Origin of the sequence: Enterobacter sp. ECC-175 (assembly GCF_043968675.1) — a bacterium.
Taxonomy (GTDB): domain Bacteria; phylum Pseudomonadota; class Gammaproteobacteria; order Enterobacterales; family Enterobacteriaceae; genus Enterobacter.
Genome location: NZ_CP143776.1, coordinates 4,005,619 through 4,030,657, shown reverse-complemented (window position 1 = coordinate 4,030,657; position 25,039 = coordinate 4,005,619). Strand labels below are relative to the sequence as shown.

Annotated in this window: 28 protein-coding genes, 1 other RNA gene, 1 pseudogene and 1 other annotated feature; of the genes and pseudogenes, 15 read left to right on the top strand and 15 right to left on the bottom strand. The window is 54.2% G+C overall.

Features of this window, described 5'->3' with window-relative positions:
- The first annotated feature begins 32 nt into the window (after positions 1 to 32).
- Positions 33 to 716: a hypothetical protein gene (locus tag V1599_RS19145; protein ID WP_395300648.1), complete on the top strand. Its 684-nt coding sequence runs from the start codon at positions 33 to 35 to the stop codon at positions 714 to 716.
- Positions 717 to 755: 39 nt separating this feature from the next.
- Here the strand turns inward: V1599_RS19145 and V1599_RS19140 are convergent, their stop codons facing one another.
- Both V1599_RS19140 and V1599_RS19135 read right to left on the bottom strand, forming a co-directional pair.
- Positions 756 to 1,721 (bottom strand): GlxA family transcriptional regulator, encoded by a 966-nt coding sequence (locus V1599_RS19140; RefSeq protein ID WP_395300647.1) that lies wholly within the window; start codon positions 1,719 to 1,721, stop codon positions 756 to 758.
- Between the two features lie 72 nt (positions 1,722 to 1,793).
- A complete protein-coding gene (locus tag V1599_RS19135) occupies positions 1,794 to 2,570 on the bottom strand; it encodes an MBL fold metallo-hydrolase (RefSeq protein ID WP_112013064.1) in 777 nt (258 codons plus the stop codon).
- A gap of 345 nt (positions 2,571 to 2,915) precedes the next feature.
- Here V1599_RS19135 and V1599_RS19130 point away from each other — a divergent pair, with 345 nt between their 5' ends.
- The gene (locus tag V1599_RS19130; protein WP_395300646.1) at positions 2,916 to 3,692 is read left to right on the top strand and encodes an alpha/beta fold hydrolase; all 777 of its coding nucleotides are present in this window, start codon (positions 2,916 to 2,918) and stop codon (positions 3,690 to 3,692) included.
- Between the two features lie 279 nt (positions 3,693 to 3,971).
- Here V1599_RS19130 and ssrA read toward each other — a convergent pair.
- Together ssrA and smpB are read right to left on the bottom strand one after the other, a co-directional pair.
- Positions 3,972 to 4,335: a transfer-messenger RNA gene (ssrA, locus tag V1599_RS19125) on the bottom strand.
- 89 nt (positions 4,336 to 4,424) lie between these two features.
- Positions 4,425 to 4,907, bottom strand: a complete 483-nt coding sequence (smpB, locus tag V1599_RS19120) for an SsrA-binding protein SmpB (RefSeq protein WP_112013062.1) — start codon at positions 4,905 to 4,907, stop codon at positions 4,425 to 4,427.
- Positions 4,908 to 5,063: 156 nt separating this feature from the next.
- On the opposite strand from smpB, the gene V1599_RS19115 reads away from it, so the two are divergent.
- Positions 5,064 to 5,501 (top strand): type II toxin-antitoxin system RatA family toxin, encoded by a 438-nt coding sequence (locus V1599_RS19115; RefSeq protein WP_220092934.1) that lies wholly within the window; start codon positions 5,064 to 5,066, stop codon positions 5,499 to 5,501.
- Positions 5,491 to 5,778, top strand: coding sequence for an RnfH family protein (locus V1599_RS19110; protein WP_112013060.1), 288 nt, complete (start codon positions 5,491 to 5,493; stop codon positions 5,776 to 5,778). Before V1599_RS19115 ends, V1599_RS19110 begins: the two co-directional genes overlap by 11 nt.
- Before the next feature lie 96 nt (positions 5,779 to 5,874).
- Here the strand turns inward: V1599_RS19110 and bamE are convergent, their stop codons facing one another.
- The 3 genes from bamE to nadK all read right to left on the bottom strand — a co-directional run bounded on the left by bamE (position 5,875) and on the right by nadK (position 8,977).
- Positions 5,875 to 6,213: an outer membrane protein assembly factor BamE gene (gene bamE / locus V1599_RS19105; RefSeq protein WP_112013059.1), complete on the bottom strand. Its 339-nt coding sequence runs from the start codon at positions 6,211 to 6,213 to the stop codon at positions 5,875 to 5,877.
- Positions 6,214 to 6,351: 138 nt separating this feature from the next.
- On the bottom strand, positions 6,352 to 8,013 hold the full coding sequence (recN, locus tag V1599_RS19100) for a DNA repair protein RecN (RefSeq protein ID WP_395300645.1): 1,662 nt from the start codon (positions 8,011 to 8,013) through the stop codon (positions 6,352 to 6,354).
- A gap of 85 nt (positions 8,014 to 8,098) precedes the next feature.
- The gene (gene nadK / locus V1599_RS19095) at positions 8,099 to 8,977 is read right to left on the bottom strand and encodes an NAD(+) kinase (RefSeq protein ID WP_042717523.1); all 879 of its coding nucleotides are present in this window, start codon (positions 8,975 to 8,977) and stop codon (positions 8,099 to 8,101) included.
- A gap of 122 nt (positions 8,978 to 9,099) precedes the next feature.
- Here nadK and grpE point away from each other — a divergent pair, with 122 nt between their 5' ends.
- On the top strand, positions 9,100 to 9,693 hold the full coding sequence (gene grpE / locus V1599_RS19090) for a nucleotide exchange factor GrpE (protein WP_146745797.1): 594 nt from the start codon (positions 9,100 to 9,102) through the stop codon (positions 9,691 to 9,693).
- A 47-nt stretch (positions 9,694 to 9,740) separates the two neighbouring features.
- Here grpE and V1599_RS19085 read toward each other — a convergent pair whose 3' ends face one another.
- Both V1599_RS19085 and V1599_RS19080 read right to left on the bottom strand, forming a co-directional pair.
- The gene (locus tag V1599_RS19085) at positions 9,741 to 11,027 is read right to left on the bottom strand and encodes an HlyC/CorC family transporter (protein WP_112013056.1); all 1,287 of its coding nucleotides are present in this window, start codon (positions 11,025 to 11,027) and stop codon (positions 9,741 to 9,743) included.
- Positions 11,028 to 11,046: 19 nt separating this feature from the next.
- A complete protein-coding gene (locus V1599_RS19080; protein ID WP_112013088.1) occupies positions 11,047 to 11,838 on the bottom strand; it encodes an inner membrane protein YpjD in 792 nt (263 codons plus the stop codon).
- A gap of 166 nt (positions 11,839 to 12,004) precedes the next feature.
- Between V1599_RS19080 and ffh the strand changes: the two genes are divergently transcribed.
- The 7 genes from ffh (at position 12,005) to V1599_RS19045 (ending at position 17,555) form a co-directional block, all read left to right on the top strand.
- Positions 12,005 to 13,366, top strand: coding sequence for a signal recognition particle protein (ffh, locus tag V1599_RS19075; RefSeq protein ID WP_395300644.1), 1,362 nt, complete (start codon positions 12,005 to 12,007; stop codon positions 13,364 to 13,366).
- Positions 13,367 to 13,615: 249 nt separating this feature from the next.
- Positions 13,616 to 13,864, top strand: coding sequence for a 30S ribosomal protein S16 (gene rpsP, locus V1599_RS19070; protein WP_003863133.1), 249 nt, complete (start codon positions 13,616 to 13,618; stop codon positions 13,862 to 13,864).
- 15 nt (positions 13,865 to 13,879) lie between these two features.
- Complete coding sequence (gene rimM / locus V1599_RS19065) at positions 13,880 to 14,419, top strand: ribosome maturation factor RimM (protein ID WP_006178053.1); 540 nt, start codon at positions 13,880 to 13,882, stop codon at positions 14,417 to 14,419.
- A gap of 31 nt (positions 14,420 to 14,450) precedes the next feature.
- Positions 14,451 to 15,218 (top strand): tRNA (guanosine(37)-N1)-methyltransferase TrmD, encoded by a 768-nt coding sequence (gene trmD, locus V1599_RS19060; RefSeq protein ID WP_003863138.1) that lies wholly within the window; start codon positions 14,451 to 14,453, stop codon positions 15,216 to 15,218.
- A gap of 43 nt (positions 15,219 to 15,261) precedes the next feature.
- Complete coding sequence (rplS, locus tag V1599_RS19055) at positions 15,262 to 15,609, top strand: 50S ribosomal protein L19 (protein WP_002914145.1); 348 nt, start codon at positions 15,262 to 15,264, stop codon at positions 15,607 to 15,609.
- Positions 15,610 to 15,742: 133 nt separating this feature from the next.
- Positions 15,743 to 16,147: a DUF2946 domain-containing protein gene (locus V1599_RS19050; protein ID WP_112013053.1), complete on the top strand. Its 405-nt coding sequence runs from the start codon at positions 15,743 to 15,745 to the stop codon at positions 16,145 to 16,147.
- 40 nt (positions 16,148 to 16,187) lie between these two features.
- Positions 16,188 to 17,555, top strand: a complete 1,368-nt coding sequence (locus V1599_RS19045; RefSeq protein ID WP_395300643.1) for a PepSY-associated TM helix domain-containing protein — start codon at positions 16,188 to 16,190, stop codon at positions 17,553 to 17,555.
- Positions 17,556 to 17,557: 2 nt separating this feature from the next.
- Here V1599_RS19045 and V1599_RS19040 read toward each other — a convergent pair whose 3' ends face one another.
- The 4 genes and pseudogenes from V1599_RS19040 to V1599_RS19025 all read right to left on the bottom strand — a co-directional run bounded on the left by V1599_RS19040 (position 17,558) and on the right by V1599_RS19025 (position 20,329).
- The gene (locus V1599_RS19040) at positions 17,558 to 18,040 is read right to left on the bottom strand and encodes an OmpA family protein (protein ID WP_112013051.1); all 483 of its coding nucleotides are present in this window, start codon (positions 18,038 to 18,040) and stop codon (positions 17,558 to 17,560) included.
- 18 nt (positions 18,041 to 18,058) lie between these two features.
- Complete coding sequence (dgcN, locus tag V1599_RS19035; RefSeq protein ID WP_112013050.1) at positions 18,059 to 19,273, bottom strand: diguanylate cyclase DgcN; 1,215 nt, start codon at positions 19,271 to 19,273, stop codon at positions 18,059 to 18,061.
- The gene (locus V1599_RS19030; protein WP_258458756.1) at positions 19,266 to 19,802 is read right to left on the bottom strand and encodes a YfiR family protein; all 537 of its coding nucleotides are present in this window, start codon (positions 19,800 to 19,802) and stop codon (positions 19,266 to 19,268) included. Before V1599_RS19030 ends, dgcN begins: the two co-directional genes overlap by 8 nt.
- A gap of 152 nt (positions 19,803 to 19,954) precedes the next feature.
- Positions 19,955 to 20,329: pseudogene (locus V1599_RS19025) on the bottom strand (DUF2799 domain-containing protein).
- Positions 20,330 to 20,542: 213 nt separating this feature from the next.
- On the opposite strand from V1599_RS19025, the gene aroF reads away from it, so the two are divergent.
- The 3 genes from aroF to V1599_RS19010 are packed head-to-tail and all read left to right on the top strand — an operon-like array spanning position 20,543 to position 23,677.
- Complete coding sequence (gene aroF, locus V1599_RS19020; protein WP_112013045.1) at positions 20,543 to 21,613, top strand: 3-deoxy-7-phosphoheptulonate synthase AroF; 1,071 nt, start codon at positions 20,543 to 20,545, stop codon at positions 21,611 to 21,613.
- A gap of 10 nt (positions 21,614 to 21,623) precedes the next feature.
- Complete coding sequence (tyrA, locus tag V1599_RS19015; protein ID WP_112013043.1) at positions 21,624 to 22,745, top strand: bifunctional chorismate mutase/prephenate dehydrogenase; 1,122 nt, start codon at positions 21,624 to 21,626, stop codon at positions 22,743 to 22,745.
- 59 nt (positions 22,746 to 22,804) lie between these two features.
- Positions 22,805 to 23,677, top strand: coding sequence for an SMP-30/gluconolactonase/LRE family protein (locus tag V1599_RS19010; RefSeq protein ID WP_395300642.1), 873 nt, complete (start codon positions 22,805 to 22,807; stop codon positions 23,675 to 23,677).
- Here the strand turns inward: V1599_RS19010 and pheA are convergent.
- Positions 23,674 to 24,834, bottom strand: a complete 1,161-nt coding sequence (gene pheA / locus V1599_RS19005; protein WP_395300641.1) for a bifunctional chorismate mutase/prephenate dehydratase — start codon at positions 24,832 to 24,834, stop codon at positions 23,674 to 23,676. The genes V1599_RS19010 and pheA overlap by 4 nt on opposite strands.
- Positions 24,835 to 24,863: 29 nt before the next feature.
- Positions 24,864 to 24,989: a sequence feature (Phe leader region), on the bottom strand.
- Complete coding sequence (gene pheL, locus V1599_RS19000; RefSeq protein WP_395301596.1) at positions 24,941 to 24,988, bottom strand: pheA operon leader peptide PheL; 48 nt, start codon at positions 24,986 to 24,988, stop codon at positions 24,941 to 24,943. (Overlaps the previous feature by 48 nt.)
- Positions 24,990 to 25,039: the final 50 nt, after the last annotated feature.

The window sequence follows — 25,039 nt, the reverse complement described above, 5'->3', positions numbered from 1 at the left end:
TGGCCTGTATTTATTATCTCCTTGGGACGATCATGAAATCCTATAGCTTGCCTGACATTTACCGTTCTACAAATTTAAACACCATTAGAATGTGGGAAAATAATGCTGAAATCGGGGATATCAGAGAGGAAAACTACTACGATCCGTTAAAACTCGCTCTGGCAACAGGCATAAAACCGCGTATGCCAATATTGGTCTCGCAGCTGATTGATGAATTAAACGAGCTCACAAGGGATGATTCACTTGCCGACACCCTGCCTGAACACAGTTTCCATTTCACCTTCTTACCCCTGACTCTCCCTCTCTATGAGGAAAACGAGCGATTGCCCTCGAAAGTCGAGCAATTGAAAAGCCTCTGGGCTGGATATCATTCGAAAAAGATTGCGATCAGGAACCTTCGTTTAATCGCTTTGCCCAGCCAGTTGTTACTGGCGGGTATCCCCGATGAGCCAGCAATAGCGATGCGTCAGTCATTCTGCAAGAAAATTCTGGAGTCAAACTGGAAAAATGAGTTGCTGATGCGGCACAGCAGCAGCCCATTACCGGCGCCATTCTGGCACAGCACGATCCTGCGTTACAGCGCTGCTTTTATACCCGCAACGGTGCGGGAGTTTTTTTTGGAACGCCAGGAAATTGATTACGGGGATGTCGTCGGAGAATTGACGCTAGCGAGGATAAGTTATAACTGGGAAAAATTTTATCCATTTGAGATTTAATAATGGCGATATAGCTATATGCCAGCTGTAGCTACGATGCTATATCAGACCGGGACCACGGAAGGTCCGGCGCCACTCGCTGGGGCTGACGTTAAAGCGGGTCTTGAAGCTCTGCCGAAACGAGACCGGTGACTGATATCCCGCCAGCGACGACACGGTTTCAATGCTGTGATCGGTGGTTTCAAGCAGCTCCTGGCTGCGCCGGAGGCGCTGGGCGCTGAGCCAGTCCCCCACCGTCATCCCTGTTGCCTTGATGAAGTGCCGCGTCAGCGTGCGTCGGCTCATGCCGGAGAAGCCCGCAATGGAGTCAATGTCGTGTCGCTTATCCAGGTTACGGCGCAGGTAGTCGATAAGATCGTTTATCTGTTCGTCGCGCGTTGTCTCCGGCACCGCATGCTCAATAAACTGAGCCTGCCCGCCTTCCCGATAGGGAGGGATAACCATCCGTCTGGCTACGCGGTTAGCCAGCGCGCTTCCGTAATGTTCGCGAACAATATTCAGGCAGCAGTCGATGCCTGCCGCCGTCCCGGCCGACGTAATCAGGCGCTCGTCGCTGGTGTAAAGCGCGTTGCTGTCAAGCCGCACCTCTGGAAAGCGCGCGGCGAAATCCCGCTCAAACTCCCAGTGTGTGGACGCTCGGCGGTTGTTCAGCAGTCCGGCGTAGGCTAGCACGTACGCCCCAAGGCACAGCCCCACGACTTCCGCTCCGCGCTGCCAGGCGTTGCGCAGCGCAACCAGTAATGCCGCATCAGGCCGGGTTTCGGGATGCTCCCAGAACGGTACAACGATGATGTCCGCCGTATCAAGCTTCTCAAGCCCGTGCTCCACGTTGATGGAAATACCGATATCGGACGTCACGATCCCGGGCTTTTCAGCGCAGATATCCACGCTGAACGGGCCCGGCTCCGGCATCGCCTTGTCGAAAACCATGGACGGCACGGAAAAGTGAAACGGGCTGAAGCCCGGCGTAGCAATAACGGCAACGTGCAGAGTAGAAGTAGACATGACCTGAACCTTTACTTATTTAAACCAAACCGCGATGGTTATCCTGTTTTTTCGCCCTGGCGCGCTTGTGCGTCAGAAATTCAGCGTCTCGCCATCTTCCGGCACCAGTACCCGATCCTGAATGCCGTTTTCCGCTACAAAGGCACGCAGTTCGTCCCGGCTCAGCAGGCAGTGGTTAACGGCCTCCATGTGCGACGCCACCACCGTGGCCGACGGCAGCACCTCTAGCGTGCGCAGTGCGTCCTGCTTACCCATGATGATGGCACCGATTCCGTCTACCGTCGCCAGGCCCATGTTAAGCACGACAACGTCAGGCGTGTATTTTTCCAGGCTTTCCGCGTACGGCGGGACCCAGATGGTATCACCGGCCACGTACAACGTCTTTTCATCTTCCTGTGAAAACACCAGGCCGCACGCGTCGCCCAGGCGCTCGGCAACCTCAGGAATGACGTACGCCTCGTCGCTGCCGTGCTGGCCGTCGGTTTTTGCAACGCTGACTCCTGCAATGACGTTAGCGTCTGCCAGCACGCTGACCGCAGTGAAACCCTGCGAGCGCAGCAGCGCCGCATCGCTCTCATTTTGAGTGTAAATCACCCGGTCCTTCGGGATAAGCTGCTGCGCTGCCTCGTCCCAGTGATCCTGATGCGTATGCGTCACGATAATCACGTCAACATCCAGCAGCTCGTCAACGGAGACCGGCAGCGAGACCATGGGGTTGCGCAGGTGCGAACGCGCGGTGCCGGGAAAACCGGGCCAGGTCTCTTTCTCAGAAAGCATCGGATCGATAAGGAAGCGGACGCCGGCATAGTCAAGCTTCAGCGTGGCGTTACGTATTTGAGTGAGTTGCATTCTTTACTCCTTAAGAGAAACCGCAGCCGTGCGGTCTGTACAGTGAGCAGGCAGTATATGAAGGCTGCGGACTGGGCGTGAGTCACGCACAGGTCAATATTCGATGGAATAGGGTCAAATATATATTTCCGGAAACCTTATGCTTATTGTGGTGCTGCATGCAGCGTTTATATCCGGCATGGCCGCCAGTAGATACTGGTAATACCTCATGTCGTGCTTTCCTCACAATCTGGCGGCTACAGTTAACTTGACCCGAAATCATCGCATTTTGACTTTTCTGCCCCTCACGGAGCGCGCCGTACACTCTTTACACTTTCCAGACGGTTAATACACGAGGAATAAAGATTGTCTTACGCAACTACCGATGACGGCATTGAGATTTATTTTGACGCAAAGGGCCAGGGTATGCCGATTGTTTTTGTTGCCGGCTACTTTGGCATTAGTGATATCTGGCAGGCGCAGACTGACGCGCTGTCTGAAAAATTCCACACGGTGGCGTTCGACAGCCGCGGCTACGGCCGCTCGGCCAAACCGCTTCAGGCTGAGGCTTACAGCATTCCCCGCCACGCTGAAGATCTAAAGGCCGTGATTGATGCCGCTGGCATCAGAGGCCCGGTCGTGCTGGTGTCTCATTCCATCGGCTGCAACATTATTTCCACGTTTGCGGTGAACTATCCGCAGCAGGTTGCCGGACTGGTGTATACCGCCTGCTACGTGGACGGTAAGCAGATGCGTGACGCGGGCATGACGGTCGAGATGGTCTGTGAGGCGGTATCAACGCCTTCCGGCGCCGCGGCTTTTTATCAACCGTTTGGCGTGACCGAAAGCGTTGGCGCAGAAGCGGCCAAATGGCCCGCCCATTCGATGCAGGCCAATGCCGCCGCGTTCCTGAATCATGAAATGGCCGATCGGTATGATGCCATCACCGCACCTGCGCTAATTCTCCAGGGTGAAAATGACGCGCCTAACCCGCTTCCGTTTGCAACGGCGCTGCAGCAGGCGCTTGGCGGTGGTGCGGAGCTGAAAATCCTGAAAGGCGTAAACCATTTCCCACCGCTAGAAGCCCCGGAAACCGTCACGGCGTATGTGGAAGAGCATGCCTGCAAGTGTTTTGCTGAATAACCCTTTATGACGTTAAGGCGCATTGAACAGGCCACTTGATGAGGTGGCCTTTTATTAAACGTTTTGGCGGCTGCGATCTCGGTATTGCTTAGGGATTTCAATACCTTAGGCATGTTTTTGCACCTTGTTTTTTTAGCGTTCTGGCAACGCGGTGCAAAACAAGATACATAATGCTCAAGATTCATACAGAGATCATGACCACACATGCAACAAAAAAGCCTGTAACTAGTTGAAGTTACAGGCTTTTTTAAGGTTCATGATGCATCATGAATGAATGTTTGGTGGAGCTGGCGGGAGTTGAACCCGCGTCCGAAATTTCTACATCCTCGGTACTACATGCTTAGTTTGTCTTTACATTCGCACGTCAGCTGCGAACAAACACGCCACTAACGAACTAGCCTGATTAGTTTTAACGCTTCAACCCCAGGCAGGGCTTCCACGCGATCTCTTTTGGGTTTGACCTCTCTTTGATCCCCGTCTTAAGAGCGGAAGCTAGGGAGAGAGGGCTCAGAGCAGGTTATTAAGCTGCTAAAGCGTAGTTTTCGTCGTTTGCGACTATTTTTTTGCGGCTTTTTACGAGGCAAACCGCCCCTCGGCATGCACCTTGGGTTTCGCAAATCCCGTCGAATCCAGAATCAGCCCCAATAGTGTTGAACTCAGTATACCAGATTTCACTTCCGGGATACCAGCCCGAAACGCTAACTTATTGAATAGTACAATAAGTGCGCAGAATCAACGTCCTGCATTTTTCATAATGCGTGCTTTATCCAGCTGCCATTCGCGTTCTTTCAGATCCGTACGCTTGTCGTGCTGTTTTTTACCCTTCGCGACGCCGATTTTTACTTTGCACCAGGCATTTTTCCAGTACATAGAGAGCGCAACTACGGTGAAGCCTTCACGGTTAATACGTCCGTAAAGGGATTCCAGTTCACGTTTGTTTAGCAGCAATTTACGGGTGCGCGTAGGGTCACAAACGTAGTGTGAAGAGGCGACGGTCAGCGGCGTAAAGTTGGCGCCAAACAGGAAGGCCTCGCCGTCTTTCAGGAGCACGTAGCTATCGCCAATGTTTGCCTTTCCGGCGCGCAGCGATTTTACTTCCCAGCCCTGCAGTGCAAGGCCAGCTTCGAATTCTTCTTCAATGAAATACTCGTGGCGAGCACGCTTGTTTTGCGCAATGGTCGCCGAGCCTGGTTTATGTGCTTTTTTCTTCGTCATAAGTGTCGTAAAGCCGTCGGTAATCTGATTTCAAAAAGTCACCTCATTGCGTCCCGTGAGGTCTAACGCGCTATATTAGCACGAGATAAGCCTGAGCGTTTTTTTAACAGGTGATAAATGTTATTATTTATCGGTTGTGTGACCATGGAAAACGCTATGCCTCAGATTAGCCGTACCGCGCTCGTGCCTTACAGCGCGGAACAAATGTATCAGTTAGTGAACGACGTTCAGTCCTATCCAGAGTTCATTCCTGGATGTACCGGAAGCCGGGTGCTTGAATCCGGCCCGACGCAAATGACCGCTGCGGTGGACGTCTCTAAAGCGGGTATTAGCAAGACGTTTACCACGCGTAATACGCTGACCGATAATCAGAGCATTTTGATGCATCTGGTGGATGGCCCGTTCAAGACGCTGATGGGAGGATGGAAATTCACTCCTCTGAGCGCTGACGCCTGCCGCATCGAATTTCATCTGGACTTCGAGTTCACCAATAAGCTGATTGAACTTGCGTTCGGCCGCATCTTTAAAGAGCTGGCCTCGAATATGGTTCAGGCGTTCACGACCCGCGCCAAAGAGGTTTACAGTGTCGCATAAGATCGCTGTGGAAGTGGTGTACGCCCTGCCGGAGAAACAATATCTTCAACGCGTAAACCTGGAGGAAGGGGCAACGGTTGAAGATGCCATCCGCGCTTCTGGCCTGCTTGAACTTCGCCGTGATATCGATCTGGCTAAAAATAAAGTAGGGATTTATAGCCGTCCCGTGAAGCTGGCGGATGTGCTGAAGGATGGCGATCGGGTTGAAATTTATCGCCCGCTGATTGCTGACCCGAAAGAGTTGCGTCGTCAGCGAGCGGAGAAAGCGAGTAAGTAGTACGTTCATCCCTGCTGGCGAGTTTACATGTCTGTAATTGCGTTTAGATACAAAAAAGGTGCTCATTGAGCACCTTTTTGCGTTTCTGACGCCTGATTATTTGGTCAGGGCAGGTTTGTTGTCGATGTTAGTCAACACGCCGCTGCTGTTAAAGGTCAGCGTCAGGGTTTGCTGGGTCACGTCTTCATGGCCTGGCTGCTGACGGAATACATAGAACCAGGTGTTGGTGCCGAACGGATCGGACATCATCGGGGTTCCTAGTGCATAAGCGACCTGCTGTTGCGTCATACCCACGCGGATTTTTGACACATCGTTAGGGGTAAGGTAGTTCCCCTGGTTGATGTCAGGACGGTAAACCACTTTCTCCAGAGTGGAACAGCCTGCGGTCAACATCAGAAGAACCGCTGCGGCAGCGGTCAGCATTTTACAACGCATAGTGATTTGATTCCTTTTCGGGCCCGAGCAGAACGCGGCTCATATGTAATATGCCGATGATAATAGACCTTGCCCCACTTTGAAACCGGTCTGGCGGCGTTTTTATTGTTCTGTATGACCCTGAGATCCCGAAAAAGTTTACGCTGCCAGCAGTTCTTTCGCGTTTGCGAGGGTGTTGCGAGTGACTTCGCTTCCGCCCAATAGGCGTGCCAGCTCCTGCAGGCGAGCTCGTTTATCCAGCGGCTTCATGTGCGTTTCGGTCATTTCACCATCGGTTTCTTTACTGACGATAAAGTGATGGTGGCCACAGCCAGCAACCTGCGGCAGGTGGGTCACGCACATTACCTGGGTCGACTCGCCCAGCTGGCGCAGCAGTTTACCCACCACGGCAGCGGTTGGGCCGCTGATGCCGACGTCCACTTCATCGAAGATGAGCGCTGGCGTTTCCATTTTACGTGCGGTTATCACCTGGATGGCCAGGGCAATACGCGAAAGCTCACCGCCGGAGGCCACTTTAGAGATCGGCTGCAGCGGCTGGCCCGGGTTCGTTGTGACGCAAAACTCAATGCGATCCGCCCCTTCCGCCGTCAGGTGATTTTCCTCAAAGCGAACGTCAATAGTGAATACCCCGTGCGGCATCGCCAGCGTGCGCATGCTGTCTGTGATGTGCTGACTGAGCTCCTGGGCCTGCAATGCCCGGACATCATGGAGCTGTCTGGCCGTTGCCAGCGCCTGCTGATGATGGAGATTTACCGCCAGCGATAATGTTTCAAGTGAATCAGCCTGATCGTCTAGCTGCTGCTGTTCTTCCAGCAGAGACTGATAATAGACAGGCAGCTCTTCTGGCGTAACGTGGTGCTTACGCGCCAGCGAAATATGCCGGGAGATGCGTTGTTCGAGTTCGAACAGACGGTTCGGATCGAGATCCAGACGCTCACAGTAGTGACGCAGTTCATCCCCGGCTTCGGAAATCTGAATGGCGGCCTCCTCCAGCATATCCAGTACGCCGGAGAGTTTACTGTCCATGCCCACCAGTTCGGTTACAAGCTGGCGCACATTGTAAAGCTGGCTCTGCAGGTTCACATCTTCACCATCCGCCAGCATGTTAAGCGCAGTCTGGCTGGTTGAGAGCAAATGGCCGCTATTCGCAAGACGTTTGTACTCTTCATCGATTTGCTCAAACTCGCCCGGCTGTGGGTTGAACTCGTTCAGCTCTTTCAACTGATATTCCAGCAGTTCGGCCCGCGCGGCGCGCTCCTGGCTTTGCTGCTGGTGCTGCGCGAGTTCGCGGCAGCTCTGGTGCCACTGGCGGTAGTGGTCAGCCATCAACTGAGTAAGCGCATACTCACCCGCGTAACCATCGAGCAGGGCCTTTTGGTGTTCTGGCTTAATCAACTGCTGGTGAGCGTGCTGGCCGTGAATCTGGATAAGCAGTTGGCCGAGTTCGCGAAGCTGAGAGAGTGGAACCGCGGTGCCGTTGATGAAACCGCGGGAGCGCCCATCACTGTTGATTACGCGGCGAAGTAAACACTCACGCCCATCCTCAAGCTGATTCGCTTCGAGCCAGCGCTGTGCGGCAGGTGTATCTTTCAGGGAGAAACGCGCGCAGAGATCCGCGCGCGTTGCGCCGGCACGGACCATATCGCCCTCTGCACGGCTGCCGAGGCACAGGCCGAGGGCATCGATAGCGATAGATTTACCTGCGCCGGTTTCCCCGGTGATGGCCGTCATGCCGTTGAGGAAGTCGATCTCGAGCTCGCGAACAATGGCAAAGTTGCTGATGGTCAGTTGTGCCAGCATAACTGTTTTCCTGTATGAAAAACCATAACTGTGTTTTCATACAGTATAAACTGGTTTTTTATACAGTAAAGTGCTGGATGTAAAATTAGAATAATTTTTTTGACCAGCCAAGCTTTGAGCTTAACGTATTGAAATAGCTGTAATCTTTAGGGTGAATGAGATTCAGATGGTAGTCGCAGCGGCGGATTAACACGTCTTCGCCTTCCTGGATTGGCAGCGCTATTTGGCTGTCGCAGCTGATCTCCAGGTCGTTACGGCGGTGCGAGAACCGCAAACGTATCGTGCTGTCGCCGTTGATGACCAGTGGGCGGGCAGAGAGCGTGTGCGGGAACATCGGCACCAGCGTGATCGCATCCAGCGAAGGCGTCAAAATTGGGCCGCCCGCCGAGAGCGAGTAGGCGGTCGAGCCGGTGGGCGTGGAGATAATCAGCCCGTCGGAGCGCTGGGAGAAGGCAAAGATTTCGTCGATATAGACTTCGAACTCAATCATGTGCGCCACTTTTCCGGGGTGAAGTACCACCTCGTTTATTGCGGTGCTGATGCGTTTCTGGCAGTCCTGCTGGCATACCTGAGCTTCCAGTAAAAAGCGCTTTTCGCTGATGTAGTGGCCCTCCAGTACGTCTGCCAGCTGCTGCTGCGCGTTGTCAGGGTCGAGGTCCGTCAGAAAACCAAGGTTGCCGCGGTTGATGCCGATGACTTTGATATCGTAGCGCGCCAGCGTCCTCGCTGCGCCCAGCATATTCCCGTCGCCGCCGACCACAACGGCGAGATCCGCCTGCTGACCAATCTCCGCCAGCGTGCCGGTTTTTACGCCCTTGAGCTGTAGCTCCTGGGCAATTTGTTGTTCGACCATCACTTCATAGCCTTTGCCACACAGCCAGCGATACAACATTTCATGTGTCGTCAATGCGGTAGGGTGACGCGGATGCCCGACGATCCCAATACACCTGAAATGATTATTCATTTTCTGGAGGTCCTTGTGCCTGATGAATGATGACAATCTGTCTTGTTCCCTTGAATCCCGGAAACTGATCCCCATAATAAGCGAAGTTAGCGAGATGAATGCAGAAAAACGCGGAGAAATTCATGAGTAGTAAAGAACAGAAAACGCCTGAGGGGCAAGCCCCTGAAGAAATTATCACGGAACAGCACGAGGAAGTTGAGGCTGTAGAGCCTGACGCTTCTGCTGAGCAGGTGGACCCGCGCGATGAGAAAATTGCGAATCTGGAAGCTCAGCTCGCTGAAGCACAGACTCGTGAACGCGACGGCGTGCTGCGTATCAAAGCGGAGATGGAAAACCTGCGTCGCCGCACCGAGCTGGACGTTGAGAAGGCGCACAAGTTTGCGCTGGAGAAATTCGTCAACGAACTGCTGCCGGTGATTGATAGCCTCGATCGCGCGCTGGAAGTAGCGGATAAAGCCAATCCGGACAACGCGGCGATGATCGAAGGTATCGAACTGACGCTGAAATCTATGCTGGACGTCGTACGTAAATTCGGTGTGGAAGTGATTGCCGATACTAACGTTCCGCTGGATCCAAACGTTCACCAGGCGATTGCGATGGTTGAATCTGAAGAGATTGAAGCCGGTAAAGTACTGGGCGTGATGCAGAAAGGCTACACCCTGAACGGCCGTACCATTCGCGCAGCGATGGTTACCGTGGCAAAAGCGAAAGCGTAATTGCCCGTAGTGCCGGGTGGCGGCGTTCGCCTTACCCGGCCTACATTTTACTCGGCAATACTTTCTCGAAGTGGCTTAACGGGCAGGACTTTCACCTGCTTAATCATGTTGTCCTGCACGTCCAGAATATCAATATCGTATTGCTCAATACGGACCCGCGTTCCCGCTGCGGGGATCTCTTCCAGCGCCTCTAGAATCATGCCGTTAATGGTGCGCGCTTCCTCTTCTGGCAGATGCCAGTTAAAGGCTTTATTCAGCTCACGAATGTTTGCGCTACCGTCGATGAGCACTGAACCGTCGTTCTGCGGAGTGACCTCTTCCGCCAGGGACGGGGACATTGACGTCGTAAAGTCGCCTACGATCTCTTCCAGAATATCCTCGACCGTCACCAGCCCCTGAATATCGCCGTATTCATTGACCACCAGACCGACTTTCTTCTTATTACGCTGGAATTTCACCAGCTGCGTGCTGAGCGGCGTGCCTTCCGGCACGTAGTAAATCTCGTCGGCGGCGCGCAGCATCACCTCTTTTGTGAACTCTTTTTTCTCCGTCATCAGGCGATAGGCTTCCCGCACGCGCAGCATGCTGATGGCATCGTCGAGCGAATCACGGTACAGCACGATGCGGCCGTGTGGGGAGTGCGTCAGCTGGCGAACAATCGCCTTCCAGTCATCGTTGATATCGATACCGACGATTTCATTGCGCGGCACCATGATGTCATTCACGCTGACCTTTTCCAGGTCCAGCACGGACAGGAGCATATCCTGATTGCGGCGGGATATTTGCGAGCGGGATTCGTTCACGATGGTGCGAAGCTCGTCTTTGCTGAGCGCGCTGCTGATGGTGACGTCTGCTTTGATCCCCACCATCCGCATCAGCAGGCGGGTGACCATATTCAGCAGCCAGACCAGCGGCATCATCAGGATCAGGAGCGGTGCCAGAAGAAAGCTGCTCGGGTAGGCGACTTTTTCGGGATAGAGCGCGGCGATGGTTTTGGGTAGCACTTCGGCAAACACCAGCACCACGAACGTCAGCACGCCGGTGGCGATGGCGACCCCGGCATTACCGTACAGCCGCATGCCGACGATAGTCCCAAGCGCGGAGGCAAGAATGTTGACCAGGTTGTTGCCGATAAGCACCAGGCTAATCAGCCGATCCGGTTTTCGCAGCAGTTTTTCAACGCGGCGAGCGGCACGGTTGCCCTGCTTAGCGCGATGGCGTAACCGATAGCGGTTGAGCGTCATCATGCCGGTTTCCGAGCCGGAGAAATAGGCGGAGATGACCACCATGACGATCAGCGTGACGATCAGCGCGGTGGTTGAGATGTGTTCCAGGGGGAACTCCTTTTATAACTTAGCCAGCAAATTGCTGTATGAAGCGGCTGCCGAAATAGGCAAGGGTGAGAATGCCTGCGCCCGCGACGTTGAACCAGACGACGCGACGACCGCGCCAGCCCTCGTGATAGTGGCCCCATAGCAGCACAATATAGACAAACCATGCGATGATAGAGAGCACCGCTTTGTCGATATTTTCAACGCTGAACAGGTTTTTCATATAAAACAGACCGGTGCAGAGCGTTAACGTCAGCAGTACCACGCCCACCTGGGTGATGTGGAACATCTTACGCTCAATGACCATCAGCGGCGGCATCTCATGGTTAAACGCCAGCTTCTTGTTTTTCAACTGGTAGTCAATCCAGGCCAGCTGCATCGCATAGAGCGCGGCGATGATAAGCGTGGCATAAGAGAACAGCGACAGGCCGATATGTACCAGCATGCCGGGCGTCGCCTCCAGGTGCGTAATAAATTCGTTGGGCATGAAAGTGGCAAGCGCCAGGTTGATCAGCGCAAAGGCGTAAACAATCGGCAGCAGCAGCCAGCCGCGGTTTTTGGATGCAACGATGGTCATGACCGTACAGATCATCAGGCTGACCAGCGAGCCAACGTTGAGCACGCTCAGGTTTTGCACGCTGCCGTCGCCCGGGATAATGCGTGATTCCAGCGCAAACGCGTGGCTTATCAATGCTATCACCGCCGAGAGAACAGCCATGCGCCGCCAGCCGCTGTTTTTTTGCAGCAGTCCAGGAACGATCAGCGCGAGGCTGACAGAGTAGGCAACAAGGGCGATCAGTGCGAAAACAGGCATATAGGCGTCGACGGTTGTCTTAATAAGAAAGAGAAGCAGTATAACGTTACGCGACGCCTGCTCCAACCGTTGCATAACAACAAAGCTGCCTTCATGTTATACTCCGGCAAAATTCTGTGTATGTGTCGCTTAAGCGACCCAACGTTTCTACCCCAGGCGAGAGACAATGTTTGATAATTTAACCGATCGTTTGTCGCGCACGCTGCGCAACATCAGCGGCCGCGGACGCCTCACCGAAGAGAACATCAAGGAAACGCTGCGCGAAGTGCGCATGGCGCTGCTCGAAGCAGACGTCGCGTTGCCGGTTGTACGTGATTTTATCAACCGCGTGAAAGAGAAAGCGGTTGGCCATGAAGTCAACAAGAGCCTGACTCCGGGTCAGGAGTTCGTCAAAATCGTTCGCAGCGAACTGGTTTCGGCGATGGGCGAAGAGAACCAGGTGCTTAACCTGGCCGCGCAGCCACCGGCCGTCGTGCTGATGGCCGGCCTGCAGGGTGCGGGTAAAACGACCAGCGTCGGTAAGCTGGGTAAATTCCTGCGCGAGAAGCACAAGAAGAAAGTGCTGGTCGTTTCTGCGGACGTCTATCGCCCGGCGGCGATCAAACAGCTGGAAACGCTGGCCGAGCAGGTCGGCGTGGATTTCTTCCCATCGGACGTGGCCCAGAAGCCTGTCGACATCGTTAATGCCGCGCTGAAAGAAGCGAAGCTTAAATTCTACGACGTGCTGCTGGTGGATACTGCCGGTCGACTGCACGTTGACGAAGCGATGATGGACGAAATCAAGCAGGTGCATGCTTCTATCAACCCGGTAGAGACCCTGTTTGTTGTCGATGCTATGACCGGTCAGGATGCGGCAAACACTGCGAAAGCGTTTAACGAAGCGCTGCCGTTAACCGGCGTAGTGCTGACCAAAGTGGACGGCGACGCCCGCGGCGGTGCGGCCCTCTCGATTCGCCATATCACCGGTAAGCCGATCAAATTCCTCGGCGTGGGCGAAAAAACCGAAGCGCTAGAGCCGTTCCACCCGGATCGTATCGCCTCTCGTATCCTCGGCATGGGCGACGTGCTGTCGCTGATCGAAGATATCGAGAGCAAGGTTGACCGCGCGCAGGCCGAGAAGCTTGCCAGCAAGCTGAAAAAAGGCGACGGTTTCGATCTGACCGACTTCCTTGAGCAGCTGCGCCAGATGAAAAACATGGGCGGCATGGCAAGCCTGATGGGCAAGTTGCCGGGCATGGGCCAGATCCCTGACAACGTGAAATCACAGATGGATGACAAAGTGCTGGTGCGTATGGAGGCGATCATCAACTCGATGACGCTGAAAGAACGTGCGAAGCCTGAAATCATCAAAGGTTCTCGTAAGCGCCGTATCGCAGCCGGTTGCGGTATGCAGGTGCAGGACGTAAACCGCCTTCTGAAGCAGTTCGACGACATGCAGCGCATGATGAAGAAAATGAAGAAAGGCGGCATGGCGAAGATGATGCGCGGGATGAAAGGCATGATGCCGCCTGGATTCCCCGGCCGCTGATCGGCCTGGCTTGTTTGCCATTTCGGCACCGGGGTGTGCTCGCCATCCTCACGTACTGCGTGTACGCTCCGGTGGCTGCGCGCACGCCGGCACCGAACTGGCCGCACCGCCGACGGCCTTTTACAGCAGACTTATCAACTGCTGATTGCAATTTCCCCAGAAATCAGTAAAATTTTCGGGCTTTTAATATGACACCCGGGCTCCGTTCCTCGATGGGGCCCGGTTGTTTTATTCACACAAGAGGATGTTATGGTAACTATTCGTTTAGCTCGTCACGGCGCTAAAAAGCGTCCGTTCTACCAGGTTGTTGTAACCGACAGCCGTAATGCACGCAACGGTCGCTTCATCGAGCGCGTTGGTTTCTTCAACCCACTGGCCGCTGGCGCAGAAGAAGAAACCCGTCTGGATCTGGATCGTATCGCTCACTGGGTTGGCCAGGGCGCTACTGTTTCCGATCGCGTTGCTACGCTGATCAAAGCAGCAAACAAAGCAGCTTAATCTGTCACGGTGGTCATGATGAGCAATAAAGCACCTGTTGAACCGATCGTATTGGGAAAAATGGGTTCTTGCTACGGTATCCGTGGTTGGCTCAGAGTGTTTTCCTCCACTGAAGACGCTGATAGCATTTTTAATTACCAGCCCTGGTTTATCCAGAAAGCCGGTAAGTGGGAAGAGGTCGAGCTGGAAAGCTGGCGTCACCACAATCAGGACATCATCATCAAGCTGAAAGGCGTTGACGATCGTGATGCCGCGAATGCGCTGACTAATTGTGAAATTGTCGTGGATTCGTCGCAGTTGCCGCAGCTGGAAGAGGGCGACTACTACTGGAAAGACCTTATGGGTTGCCAGGTAGTCACTACCGAAGGCTACAGCCTGGGGAAAGTCATCGATATGATGGAAACCGGGTCAAATGACGTTCTCGTCATCAAGGCAAACCTGAAAGATGCATTTGGCATCAAGGAGCGGCTGGTTCCGTTCCTCGATGGACAGGTTATCAAGAAAGTCGATCTCACTACTCAAACGATTGAAGTAGATTGGGATCCTGGTTTTTAAATTCTCCGGATAAACGGTAAAAGACGGCGCTATGTGGATTGGCATAATTAGCCTGTTTCCTGAAATGTTCCGCGCGATTACCGATTACGGGGTAACTGGCCGGGCAGTAAAGAATGGCCTGCTGAGCATCCAGAGCTGGAGTCCTCGTGACTTCACGCATGACCGGCACCGTACCGTGGACGATCGTCCTTACGGCGGCGGACCGGGGATGTTGATGATGGTGCAACCCTTGCGGGACGCCATTCACACAGCAAAAGCCGCGGCAGGTGAAGGCGCAAAGGTGATTTATCTGTCACCTCAGGGACGCAAGCTTGATCAAGCGGGCGTGAGCGAACTGGCGACGAATCAAAAGCTGATTCTGGTCTGTGGGCGCTACGAAGGGATAGATGAGCGCGTAATTCAAACCGAGATTGACGAAGAATGGTCTATCGGCGATTACGTTCTTAGCGGTGGTGAGTTACCAGCGATGACGCTGATTGACTCCGTCGCCCGGTTCATTCCGGGTGTACTGGGCCATGAAGCTTCGGCAACGGAAGATTCCTTTGCCGATGGATTGCTGGACTGCCCACACTATACTCGTCCTGAAGTGTTAGAAGGGATGGAAGTACCGGCAGTGTTGCTGTCTGGAAACCATGCCGAGATACGTCGCTGGCGTTTGAAGCAGTCGCTGGGCCGAACCTGGCTTAGAAGACCTGAACTTCTGGAAAACCTGGCTCTGACTGAAGAGCAAGCAAAGTTGCTGGCCGAGTTCAAAACTGAACACGCGCACCAGCAGCATGAACATGATGGGAAGGCGTAGTACGCTCCCGAATATCAGTTTACCCAGGATAAGAGATTAAATTATGAGCAACATTATTAAGCAACTTGAACAAGAGCAGATGAAGCAGGACGTACCTTCCTTCCGTCCAGGTGACACCGTGGAAGTGAAAGTATGGGTTGTTGAAGGTTCCAAAAAACGTCTGCAGGCATTCGAGGGCGTGGTTATCGCTATTCGTAACCGCGGTCTGCACTCTGCATTCACTGTTCGTAAAATTTCCAACGGCGAAGGCGTTGAGCGTGTCTTCCAGACTCACTCTCCGGTAGTTGACAGCATTGCTGTTAAACGTCGTGGTGCTGTACGTAAAGCTAAACTGTACTACCTGCGTGAGCGTACTGGTAAGTCTGCTCGTATCAAAGAGCGTCTTAACTAAGATTCGCTTAAGCGACATCCTGTTTAAAGGGGCTGGCCGAAAGGCTGGCCCTTTTTTTTATTCCATCGCTCCTCTCGCATTAACCCTTTTGTCATAAATCATTTACAATGCTTGCCTCTTGAGTGGAGGGGACGTGGATAACGCACTGCATCAGCATAAACGGAAACGCGCAGCGGCATTGACCGCGCTGTTTGCGATCCTGCTGATCGTCATTGCGCCGCTTATCTCCGTCTCTCTGCAAAAAGATCCCATGAGCGCCATGCCGGGTATGCATCATGATATGAGCATGATGTCGATGGATGAGCATCACGGCGTCATGCAGCACTCGCTCCCCGTCGATCATGCCGAAGCGTGTGGCTATTGCGTGCTGCTGGCCCATGTGCCGGGCGTGATGCTGGCGCTTATCGTCCTGCTCAGCGCGGTGCTATTGAGAACACGCGAAAACTCGCCTCGCCAGACGGTCATCCACTGGCATTTTTTCCCCTGGCTTTATCCCGATACCCGCGCGCCGCCGCGGCAGTCTGCTTTTTCCCTTTAAAAAACAACATCGATAACTTTTTGCCTTAAAAAGGAAAAGTATGACTACCTGCACTCCGCGCGCGGCATGGGGAAACCTGCTGCGTCGACTTCATTTCTATGTCGGGCTATTTGTTGGTCCGTTTATCTTCTTCGCCGCGCTGACCGGCACGCTGTACGTGGCGACTCCACAGCTGGAAAATGCGCTCTATCGGCACGCGCTGCACACGGATAACGTGGGTGAACCTCAGACACTGGCGGCGCAAATTGCCGTGGCGGAAAACGTCGTGGGTGAAGATCTGCGTTTGCACGCCGTTCGCCCGGGGCTGGCCGATGGCGACACTACCCGGGTGATGTTTGCCGACCCAACGCTTGGGCCATCTGAAAACCGGGCTCTCTTTATCGATCCGGTTAGCCTGGCGGTGCTGGGCGATATAACGGTGTACGGCACCAGCGGGATTTTGCCGCTGCGTCAGACCATTGATTATCTGCATACTTCGCTGATGCTGGGGGATGCGGGTCGTCTCTACAGCGAGCTGGCTGCCTCATGGATGTGGATCGCCGCGCTCGGCGGGATCGCGCTGTGGTTTTACACCCGACCGAAGCGTCGCATTAACAGCCGTTTTCAGAACCGTCGTCGCCTGCACGTGACGCTAGGCTGGGTTTTGCTGGGCGGAATGCTATTGTTCTCTGCAACCGGATTGACCTGGTCCCAGTGGGCTGGGGGGAACGTTGATAAGCTGCGGGCCGAGATGAACTGGCTAACCCCGCAGGTAAACACCGCGCTTTCTGGTCTGCCACAAAATATGGACGAACATGCCGAACACCGTGGTCATCACGGCGATACGTTGATGCCTGCATCACTGGCACTCTCGCAGTTTGATAGCGTTCTGATCGCCGCGCGCAACGCTGGCATTGATGCTAACAAGCTTGAGATCCGCCCGCCGAAAGCCGCCGATCGGGCCTGGACGGTAACGGAAATCGATCGCAGCTGGCCGACTCAGGTGGACGCCGTGGCCGTCGATCCGCACTCCATGCAGATCCTCGACAGAACCCGCTTTGACGATTTTCCGCTAATGGCAAAACTCACCCGCTGGGGCGTAGATTTCCATATGGGCATTCTGTTTGGCCTCGTGAATCAGCTGCTGCTGATCGCCTTTGGCGCAGCGCTGTGCGTGCTGATTATCTGGGGTTACCGGATGTGGTGGATGCGTCGCCCTGCGGCATCTGCCGGAAGTCCCGTACAGACGCTGTGTCAGTGCTGGCTGGGGCTATCAGGCTGGGGAAGGACAATCACGGTGTTGGGCAGCGTGCTGTTAGGGGTTGCGCTTCCGGTCATGGGCGCAAGCCTGGCTGTGTTTGTGCTTGTTGACTGGCTGCGCTGGCGAGCGGCATCCGCTGTGTCGCTCGCAGAGTCAGCGAAAGAATGACGTTAAGGCGTGCTGATCACAACTGCGACGCGGCGGTTTTCGGCGCGCCCTTGCGCGGTGCTGTTGCTGGCAACAGGATATTTTTTACCTAACCCCTGCGTGATGAGATTCGTGCGGGGGATATTCGCGCCTTTGGCCCAGGCATCCGCAACGACGTTAGCGCGCTTTAGAGAGAGCGCTTCGTTATAGCTCTCTTCACCGTAGTTATCCGTGTGTCCATCCATGCGCGCATGGTTTAAACCGGTCGCCGCCAGGCGAGATGCCATGGTCTGGATCTGCGTTTCGCTTTCCGGGCGCAGCCTGGCATCGTTTTTATCGAACAGGATCTTATCTGACAGCCCGAGCGTCCAGTCGCCGTTCAGTTCGTTAAAGCCATAGGACTTCATTGCCGCGACTTGTTCTGGTGTAAACTTGCCTTTAGGCGCCTGGCAGCCGGCCAGGAGCAGTGATGCCAGTAAGCAAGGAGCGAGGTATCGCTTTAACATGGTCTCTTCCTTTTGAGGTTATTGTTTTGAGCGCAGGTTTTTCACCTGATACATATTGCGATCGGCTTGCTCCAGTAATGCTTCAAGAGAGGCATTTTCCCACGCCAGAGCAAAACCAATGCTGAGTGACATCGTTGCCGTGTGTCCGTTGTGCAAATCGAACGGACGGATAAACTGCTGCGAAAGCGCAGCGCAAATATGCTGGACTTCACGCTCTGAATGGACGCCATGCAGGACCATGGCAAACTCATCGCCACCAAGGCGGTACGACTGGTGGCGCTTATTGCCAAACTCGACCATTCTGCTTGCAACTTCGATAAGTACGCTGTCTCCCGCCGCGTGCCCCCAGGTATCGTTGATATACTTGAAGTTATCACCGTCAAGGAAGAGCAGGGCGGAATGCGTTTTTGCCGTCGAATTTTCCATCAATGCCGCAATGCTGTTGCGGAACGCGGCGCGGTTTGCGAGACCGGTCAGCGGATCGTGCATGGCCGTGCGGAGTAGCTGCGCATTTTTAGCCTGAAGCTTCAGCTGCCACTCCTCCATTTCGTCCAGCAGGCTGTTAAAGTCCTCGCCAAAATGATGAAACTCTTCAATTTGTCCTTCCGTCACCCGGCGCGAGAAGTTACGGTTGGTACGAACATCGTGAACCACATCGGTGATATTTTGCAGCGCTGCCGCCACGCCGTTATGCAGTGAGCGCGTTAGCGTGAGCGCAACGGCGGACGCGAGCAAAATACAGCCGGTGAGTACGGCAAAAGAGAGCCAGATAAAGTGGCTTATCAGGCTGTCACGCGCGGTAAGGCGAATTTCGCCGATGGCATTGCCGTTATGCATAATGGGCTGTGAAACCGGAACCGGGAACAGCCAGCGGCTGACCAGCGTTCCCAGCGTATCCGTGTTGTCCTGCGGGTTCCACGACCAGTAGGCAAATCGTTTATTATGCGCGTTTAACACTTCCGCTACGGCAAATTGCCCCTGCTTACCGAGCGTGGAGAGGGTTTCGTTTGCCGCCATGGAATCATTAAAGACCAGCGAGGCCTCAAGACTGTGGCTCATTGTTGCGCCCGTTAATTCGAGGTTTTTTTGCGCATACTGTTTTAACGTCACCACGGATGCAAAACAGAGCAAAAGCCATATGAACGTCATCGTTATTACGACGCTTATCATGCTGATGCGTCGCAACGTTCTTTTAAACGTTGGGCGCGGTGTAGACGTGAAGTCCTTATTCATGCTTCGTATTCCGTGCAAGCATTAATACATCCGGATTGACTCTCACGCCGCTGCGTGAAAGCGCATCCAGATTGACGGAAAATCTGACCCGGCTGTCTTCTATTATCAGGCAAAACGCACTTCCAATTAGACACTCTGGGTTTCGCTCAGAGATTAATAACAACGCCCGGCCCTGAAACTGGTTTATTAATTCAACCTGGCTTGCTGGGGATTCGGTACCAAAATAAAGGGCATTACATTGTGCAGACAGCGCATCCTGATTATTGCGAATCACCACTGGGCGATAGGGGAGAGAGCTTTGCGGGTCCTGGCGGCTGAGCGCTGAGACATAGCGTGATGAGGCAGAAATGCAGAGCGTGGGTTGGCCGGAAAGGACGGGCCAGCGGGTATAGCTGACAATACCAGAAACGATTGAGCGTACTGATTTATCGGTTTCCGTGAGCGCACCTGCGGCCGTCTGACCCGTAATAAGGAGCAGGATGAGCACCAGAATAAGTCGAGGCAAAGAGATCAAGAATGTCGTTCTCACCAGAATTCGCCATACCGCTCTGGAAATAGCCGTCCTTAAGAGTTGATGGCAGAATATCATTGTTTATCAAAACCGTCATTATGTCAGAAAGGCTACTTTCTGGACTTAGGCAAAATCTTACAGTTGCTTTACCCGATGGATAAGTGACGAAATTAATTAAGCCTGCTGGCTCTCATGCTTTCATTCATCCCTTGTTGCCATGCCTCGCGCAGCTTTACCTCGTTTTCCGTGCCATCACAGCTCACTGGAAAAGATTTACCCGCCAAACCCCAGGCGTGAATAAATCCTGCTTAACAGACTTTCTTCTGCCCATCGGCATAGCCGCGAAGATATTCTTCCCGATCAACGTTTTGGCCGGGATAATTATCGGCAAGCGTCTGGTTATCTTTAACCGAAATACCGTTCATGGCGTCCTCTTTACCGACAGTGAACCCGTCAGGGTCAGTCCAGTTCGGCTGGAACGTGTATGGATTAATTTGACAGCCGGATATGAGCATTACCAGAAGTGCAAGCGGAAACGGTCGCATGGCTTTTCTCCTGTTTTGTTCAGCATAGCCTGATAAAAATAAATTGGTTGTAATATTTTATTTACGATTTTTGCAGCATATTTTGGTAATAAATTGATTTGTGTAAAGTAATATTTACGTATTTTGGATTGAAATCTTTACTTGTTATGATATGGTGGTTTCACCTCTTTGAGGAAAAACACTATCGCAAACGAGCTTTACAGGATCGCAATCATGCAAAAAGACGCGCTGAATAACGTACATATTTCCGATGAACAGGTTTTGATCACGCCGGAGCAGCTAAAGGCTGAGTTTCCGCTGAGCGTGGCGCAAGAGGCTCAAATCGAGCAGTCTCGCCAGACGATTTCGAACATCATCGCCGGTCGCGATCCGCGCCTGCTGGTGGTTTGCGGCCCTTGCTCTATTCACGATCCTGAAACCGCCATTGAATATGCTCGTCGATTTAAAACATTAGCGGAGGAGGTCAGCGATAGCCTCTATCTGGTAATGCGCGTCTATTTCGAAAAGCCACGCACCACCGTAGGCTGGAAAGGATTGATTAACGATCCGCACATGGATGGCTCGTTTGACGTGGAGGCTGGCCTGAAGATTGCGCGTCGCCTGCTGGTAGAGCTGGTCAGCATGGGGCTGCCGCTGGCAACCGAAGCGCTGGATCCCAACAGCCCGCAGTACCTGGGCGATCTGTTTAGCTGGTCGGCAATCGGTGCGCGCACCACGGAATCACAAACCCACCGCGAGATGGCGTCTGGCCTGTCTATGCCGGTCGGTTTTAAAAACGGCACTGACGGCAGCCTGGCAACGGCAATCAACGCCATGCGCGCCGCCGCTATGCCGCACCGCTTTGTCGGCATCAACCAGGCGGGCCAGGTGTGTCTGCTGCAAACCCAGGGTAATCCGGATGGGCACGTCATTCTGCGCGGCGGGAAAGCGCCTAACTACAGCCCGGCAGATGTGGCTCAGTGTGAAAAAGAGATGGAACAGGCGGGACTGCGTCCAGCGCTGATGATAGATTGCAGTCATGGTAATTCAAATAAAGATTACCGTCGCCAGCCTGCGGTTGCTGAATCTGTCATAGCGCAGATTAAAGACGGCAATCGTTCTATTATCGGGCTGATGATTGAAAGCAATATTCATGAAGGCAATCAGTCATCTGAACAGCCGCGTAGCGCAATGAAGCACGGCGTATCCGTAACGGATGCCTGCATCAGCTGGGAAACCACCGATGCGCTGCTGCGAGAGATCCACAAGGATTTGAACGGCCAGCTGGCGGCGCGTCTGGCTTAAGAGGTTAGGTATGGTTGCTGAATTGACCGCATTACGCGATCAAATTGATGAAGTAGATAAGGCGCTGCTGGATCTGCTGGCGCGCCGCATGGCGCTGGTTGCCGAGGTCGGAGAGGTGAAAAGCAAATACGGCCTGCCGATTTACGTGCCGGAGCGCGAGGCCTCTATGCTCGCTTCCCGGCGCAAAGAGGCGCAGGCGCTGGGCGTTTCTCCGGATTTGATTGAGGACGTTCTGCGCCGCGTGATGCGCGAGTCGTATTCCAGTGAAAACGACAAGGGCTTCAAAACCCTCTGTCCGTCGCTGCGCCCGGTAGTAATCGTTGGCGGCGGCGGTCAGATGGGCCGCCTGTTTGAGAAAATGCTGACGCTTTCCGGCTACCAGGTGCGCATTCTGGAAAAAGAGGACTGGGCGCGTGCGCCTGAGATCGTGAGCGATGCGGGCATGGTGATCGTCAGCGTACCTATTCACGTGACAGAACGGATCATCGAGAAGCTGCCGCCGCTGCCGAAGGATTGCATCCTGGTTGATTTAGCGTCCGTTAAAAACGGGCCGCTGCAGGCAATGCTGGCAGCGCATAGCGGTCCCGTACTTGGCCTGCACCCCATGTTTGGCCCGGACAGCGGCAGCCTGGCAAAGCAGGTCGTCGTCTACTGCGATGGTCGTCAGCCGGAAGCGTACCAGTGGTTCCTGGAGCAGATTCAGGTGTGGGGCGCGCGTCTGCATCGCATTAGCGCGGTCGAGCACGATCAGAACATGGCGTTTATTCAGGCGCTGCGCCACTTTGCAACCTTCGCATATGGCCTGCATCTGGCGGAGGAGAACGTTCAGCTTGAGCAGCTGCTGGCACTCTCTTCGCCAATCTATCGCCTTGAGCTGGCGATGGTGGGGCGTCTGTTTGCACAAGATCCGCAGCTCTACGCCGACATTATTATGTCGTCCGAGAATAATCTGGCGCTGATCAAGCGCTACTACCAGCGGTTTGGTGAGGCAATCACTCTGCTTGAACACGGCGATAAGCAGGCATTTATCGACAGCTTCCGCAAGGTTGAACACTGGTTTGGTGACTACGCGACGCGCTTCCAGAGCGAAAGCCGCACGCTGCTGCGCCAGGCAAATGACAGTCGCCAGTAACGCGATGATGTATATACTGAAAGCCAGCATTGCTGGCTTTTTTTATTTGGGGAACTGTCATGGCTGAACCACAGCTTCTGTTGAACTACACCGGTCATCTACCGGAGTGCCCGACGTGGAGCGAGGAAGAGAACGCGCTCTACTGGGCGGATATTCTGGAAGGGGAAATCCACCGTTATCACCTGCCCAGCGCGGAACACACGGTGCTGTCTTTCCACGAAGAGGTTGGCTGTTTCGCCCTGCGCGAACGGGGCGGGTTTATCGTCGCGATGCGTAACGCTATCTGGCTTACTGACAGGCACGGCCTGCTTCAGCGCAAGGTCTGTGATAATCCTTCCAACCCGCAGCTTGCGCGCTTTAACGATGGGGGAACCGACCATCGGGGGCGTTTTTATGCCGGTACGTTCTGGGGACCAGGAGATTACAACGGTGCCATGTTGATGCGTATTGATAATGACCTCACGCCTAAAGTCATTCAGTGCGATATTCACGGCCATAACGGCCTGGCGTTTAGCCCGGACGGGCAGTGGATGTTTACCTCAGATACGCCTAACGGCGTTATCTACCGTACGCCGCTTGACGAACAGGGCGAACCCGGCACCCGCGAGATCCTTCGCCGCTTTAACGAGGGGGAGGGGATTCCCGATGGCGCCGCCGTGGACGTTGAGGGCTGTTACTGGAGCGCACTGTTTGACGGCTGGCGCGTCGCGCGGTTTTCACCGCAGGGGGAACGGCTGGAAGAGTATCGGCTACCCGTTCGTTGCCCGACGATGGTGTGCTTCGGCGGAGAGGAGATGAAAACGCTGTTTATCACCACCACGCGAGAAAATATGGACGCAGAGGAGGTGGCCGAATATCCGCTTTCCGGCGCCATCTTCACCCTGCCCGTTAGCGTGGCAGGGATGAAGAAAAGCCGCTTTATCGAACGCTAGGCGGGATCGACCGGCACCACGTTTTCGCTTGGATAGCAGCCCAGCACTTTCATTGAGCGGGTGATTTCGCCCAGTTCGCGCAGGGCCTTCTGCATGGATGCAGATTCCAGGTTGGCCTGGACATCAAGATAGAACATCTCTTCCCACGGATTGCCGTGAATCGGGCGGGATTCCAGCTTCGTCATGATCAGGTTGTGGTTGCGCAGGACCAGCAGCGCTTCAACCAAGGCCCCCGCCTGCTGGCCGGTCGCCATCAGCAGCGTCGTTTTAGCCGGTACCTGCTCGGAAACGTTGATGGCCTTGCGCGCCAGCACAACGAAACGGGTAATGTTCTGCGTCTGGTTTGCCAGGTTACGCTCCAGCACCTGCAGGCCATACAGCGCGCCGCCCGCTTCGTTGCCAAGTGCGGCGACGGTCGGGGAATTTATCTGCGCCACTTTCTCCATCGCGGCCGACGTGCTTTCGGTGTACTCAATTTTCCAGTGCGGGTAGCGGTTCAGGAACTGGCTACACTGCTGGAAGGGCTGCGGGTGGCTGTAGACCGTCTCGATTTTGCTTAAATCCGTTGAGCCGGAGACCAGCACGCAGTGATCGATAGGGAGCGTCATCTCACCAACCAGCGACAGGCTGGTGTGCTGCAGCAGATCGTAGACGTCATTGATGGCGCCCGAGCTGGTGTTCTCGATCGGAACCACGGCGTAATCTGCCTGGCCGGTTTCAACCTGATTAAAGATATCTGCGAACTTTACGCAGCCGCTCTCAATGAATTCGTCAAAATGGCGGGCCGCGTACTGGCGGGCGGCCAGATGAGAATATGAGCCTTTAGGGCCCAGGAAGGCGATGCGCGCCGAATGCGGGTTGGTCTTATTCAGATGCTGCTGGAGCAGCGCCTGCTGGGTTAAAACCGAGTCTTCGATGATGAGCTGAAACAGGCGGGTGATGTAATGGGCATCGAGGTGGTGCGCCTTGCCGAGCTGAATCAGACGCTCCAGTAAATCACGCTCGCGGTCGATATCACGTACGGGTCGATGCGACTCCAGCTTGGCTTTACCAACTTCAACGGCGAGCAGGCGGCGTTCTGCCAGCAGCGCCAGCAGTTTTTCATCCAGGGCGCTGATCTTTACGCGCAGATCCAGTAAGGGGTTTTCCGGGGTCATAATGTTGTCTGTCTCATTTATCGTTATCAATAAAAAAGGCCTCCCGCTGTGGGAGGCCTTGTTGTTCGTCTTCGCATTCTTTATCACACGACGAAACGCCTCCCATTCAGGGGAAGATAAAAAAGAATGCGAAGAAAAACGGCGTACGTATCATTGATTCATCCTGTGATTGATAACCTTAAAGTACCCGCACTGTTTTCACCCT

Coding starts and splice junctions, on each gene's coding strand:
- nadK (WP_042717523.1), bottom strand. CDS start 8,977: ATGAATAATCATTTCAGGTGTATTGGGATCGTCGGGCATCCGCGTCAC.
- ffh (WP_395300644.1), top strand. CDS start 12,005: ATGTTTGATAATTTAACCGATCGTTTGTCGCGCACGCTGCGCAACATC.
- rimM (WP_006178053.1), top strand. CDS start 13,880: ATGATGAGCAATAAAGCACCTGTTGAACCGATCGTATTGGGAAAAATG.
- trmD (WP_003863138.1), top strand. CDS start 14,451: ATGTGGATTGGCATAATTAGCCTGTTTCCTGAAATGTTCCGCGCGATT.
- aroF (WP_112013045.1), top strand. CDS start 20,543: ATGCAAAAAGACGCGCTGAATAACGTACATATTTCCGATGAACAGGTT.
- dgcN (WP_112013050.1), bottom strand. CDS start 19,273: ATGAATAAGGACTTCACGTCTACACCGCGCCCAACGTTTAAAAGAACG.
- V1599_RS19135 (WP_112013064.1), bottom strand. CDS start 2,570: ATGCAACTCACTCAAATACGTAACGCCACGCTGAAGCTTGACTATGCC.
- tyrA (WP_112013043.1), top strand. CDS start 21,624: ATGGTTGCTGAATTGACCGCATTACGCGATCAAATTGATGAAGTAGAT.
- recN (WP_395300645.1), bottom strand. CDS start 8,013: ATGCTGGCACAACTGACCATCAGCAACTTTGCCATTGTTCGCGAGCTC.
- rplS (WP_002914145.1), top strand. CDS start 15,262: ATGAGCAACATTATTAAGCAACTTGAACAAGAGCAGATGAAGCAGGAC.
- V1599_RS19145 (WP_395300648.1), top strand. CDS start 33: ATGAAATCCTATAGCTTGCCTGACATTTACCGTTCTACAAATTTAAAC.
- pheA (WP_395300641.1), bottom strand. CDS start 24,834: ATGACCCCGGAAAACCCCTTACTGGATCTGCGCGTAAAGATCAGCGCC.
- V1599_RS19080 (WP_112013088.1), bottom strand. CDS start 11,838: ATGCCTGTTTTCGCACTGATCGCCCTTGTTGCCTACTCTGTCAGCCTC.
- V1599_RS19115 (WP_220092934.1), top strand. CDS start 5,064: ATGCCTCAGATTAGCCGTACCGCGCTCGTGCCTTACAGCGCGGAACAA.
- V1599_RS19045 (WP_395300643.1), top strand. CDS start 16,188: ATGACTACCTGCACTCCGCGCGCGGCATGGGGAAACCTGCTGCGTCGA.
- V1599_RS19040 (WP_112013051.1), bottom strand. CDS start 18,040: ATGTTAAAGCGATACCTCGCTCCTTGCTTACTGGCATCACTGCTCCTG.
- smpB (WP_112013062.1), bottom strand. CDS start 4,907: ATGACGAAGAAAAAAGCACATAAACCAGGCTCGGCGACCATTGCGCAA.
- V1599_RS19010 (WP_395300642.1), top strand. CDS start 22,805: ATGGCTGAACCACAGCTTCTGTTGAACTACACCGGTCATCTACCGGAG.
- bamE (WP_112013059.1), bottom strand. CDS start 6,213: ATGCGTTGTAAAATGCTGACCGCTGCCGCAGCGGTTCTTCTGATGTTG.
- V1599_RS19140 (WP_395300647.1), bottom strand. CDS start 1,721: ATGTCTACTTCTACTCTGCACGTTGCCGTTATTGCTACGCCGGGCTTC.
- grpE (WP_146745797.1), top strand. CDS start 9,100: ATGAGTAGTAAAGAACAGAAAACGCCTGAGGGGCAAGCCCCTGAAGAA.
- rpsP (WP_003863133.1), top strand. CDS start 13,616: ATGGTAACTATTCGTTTAGCTCGTCACGGCGCTAAAAAGCGTCCGTTC.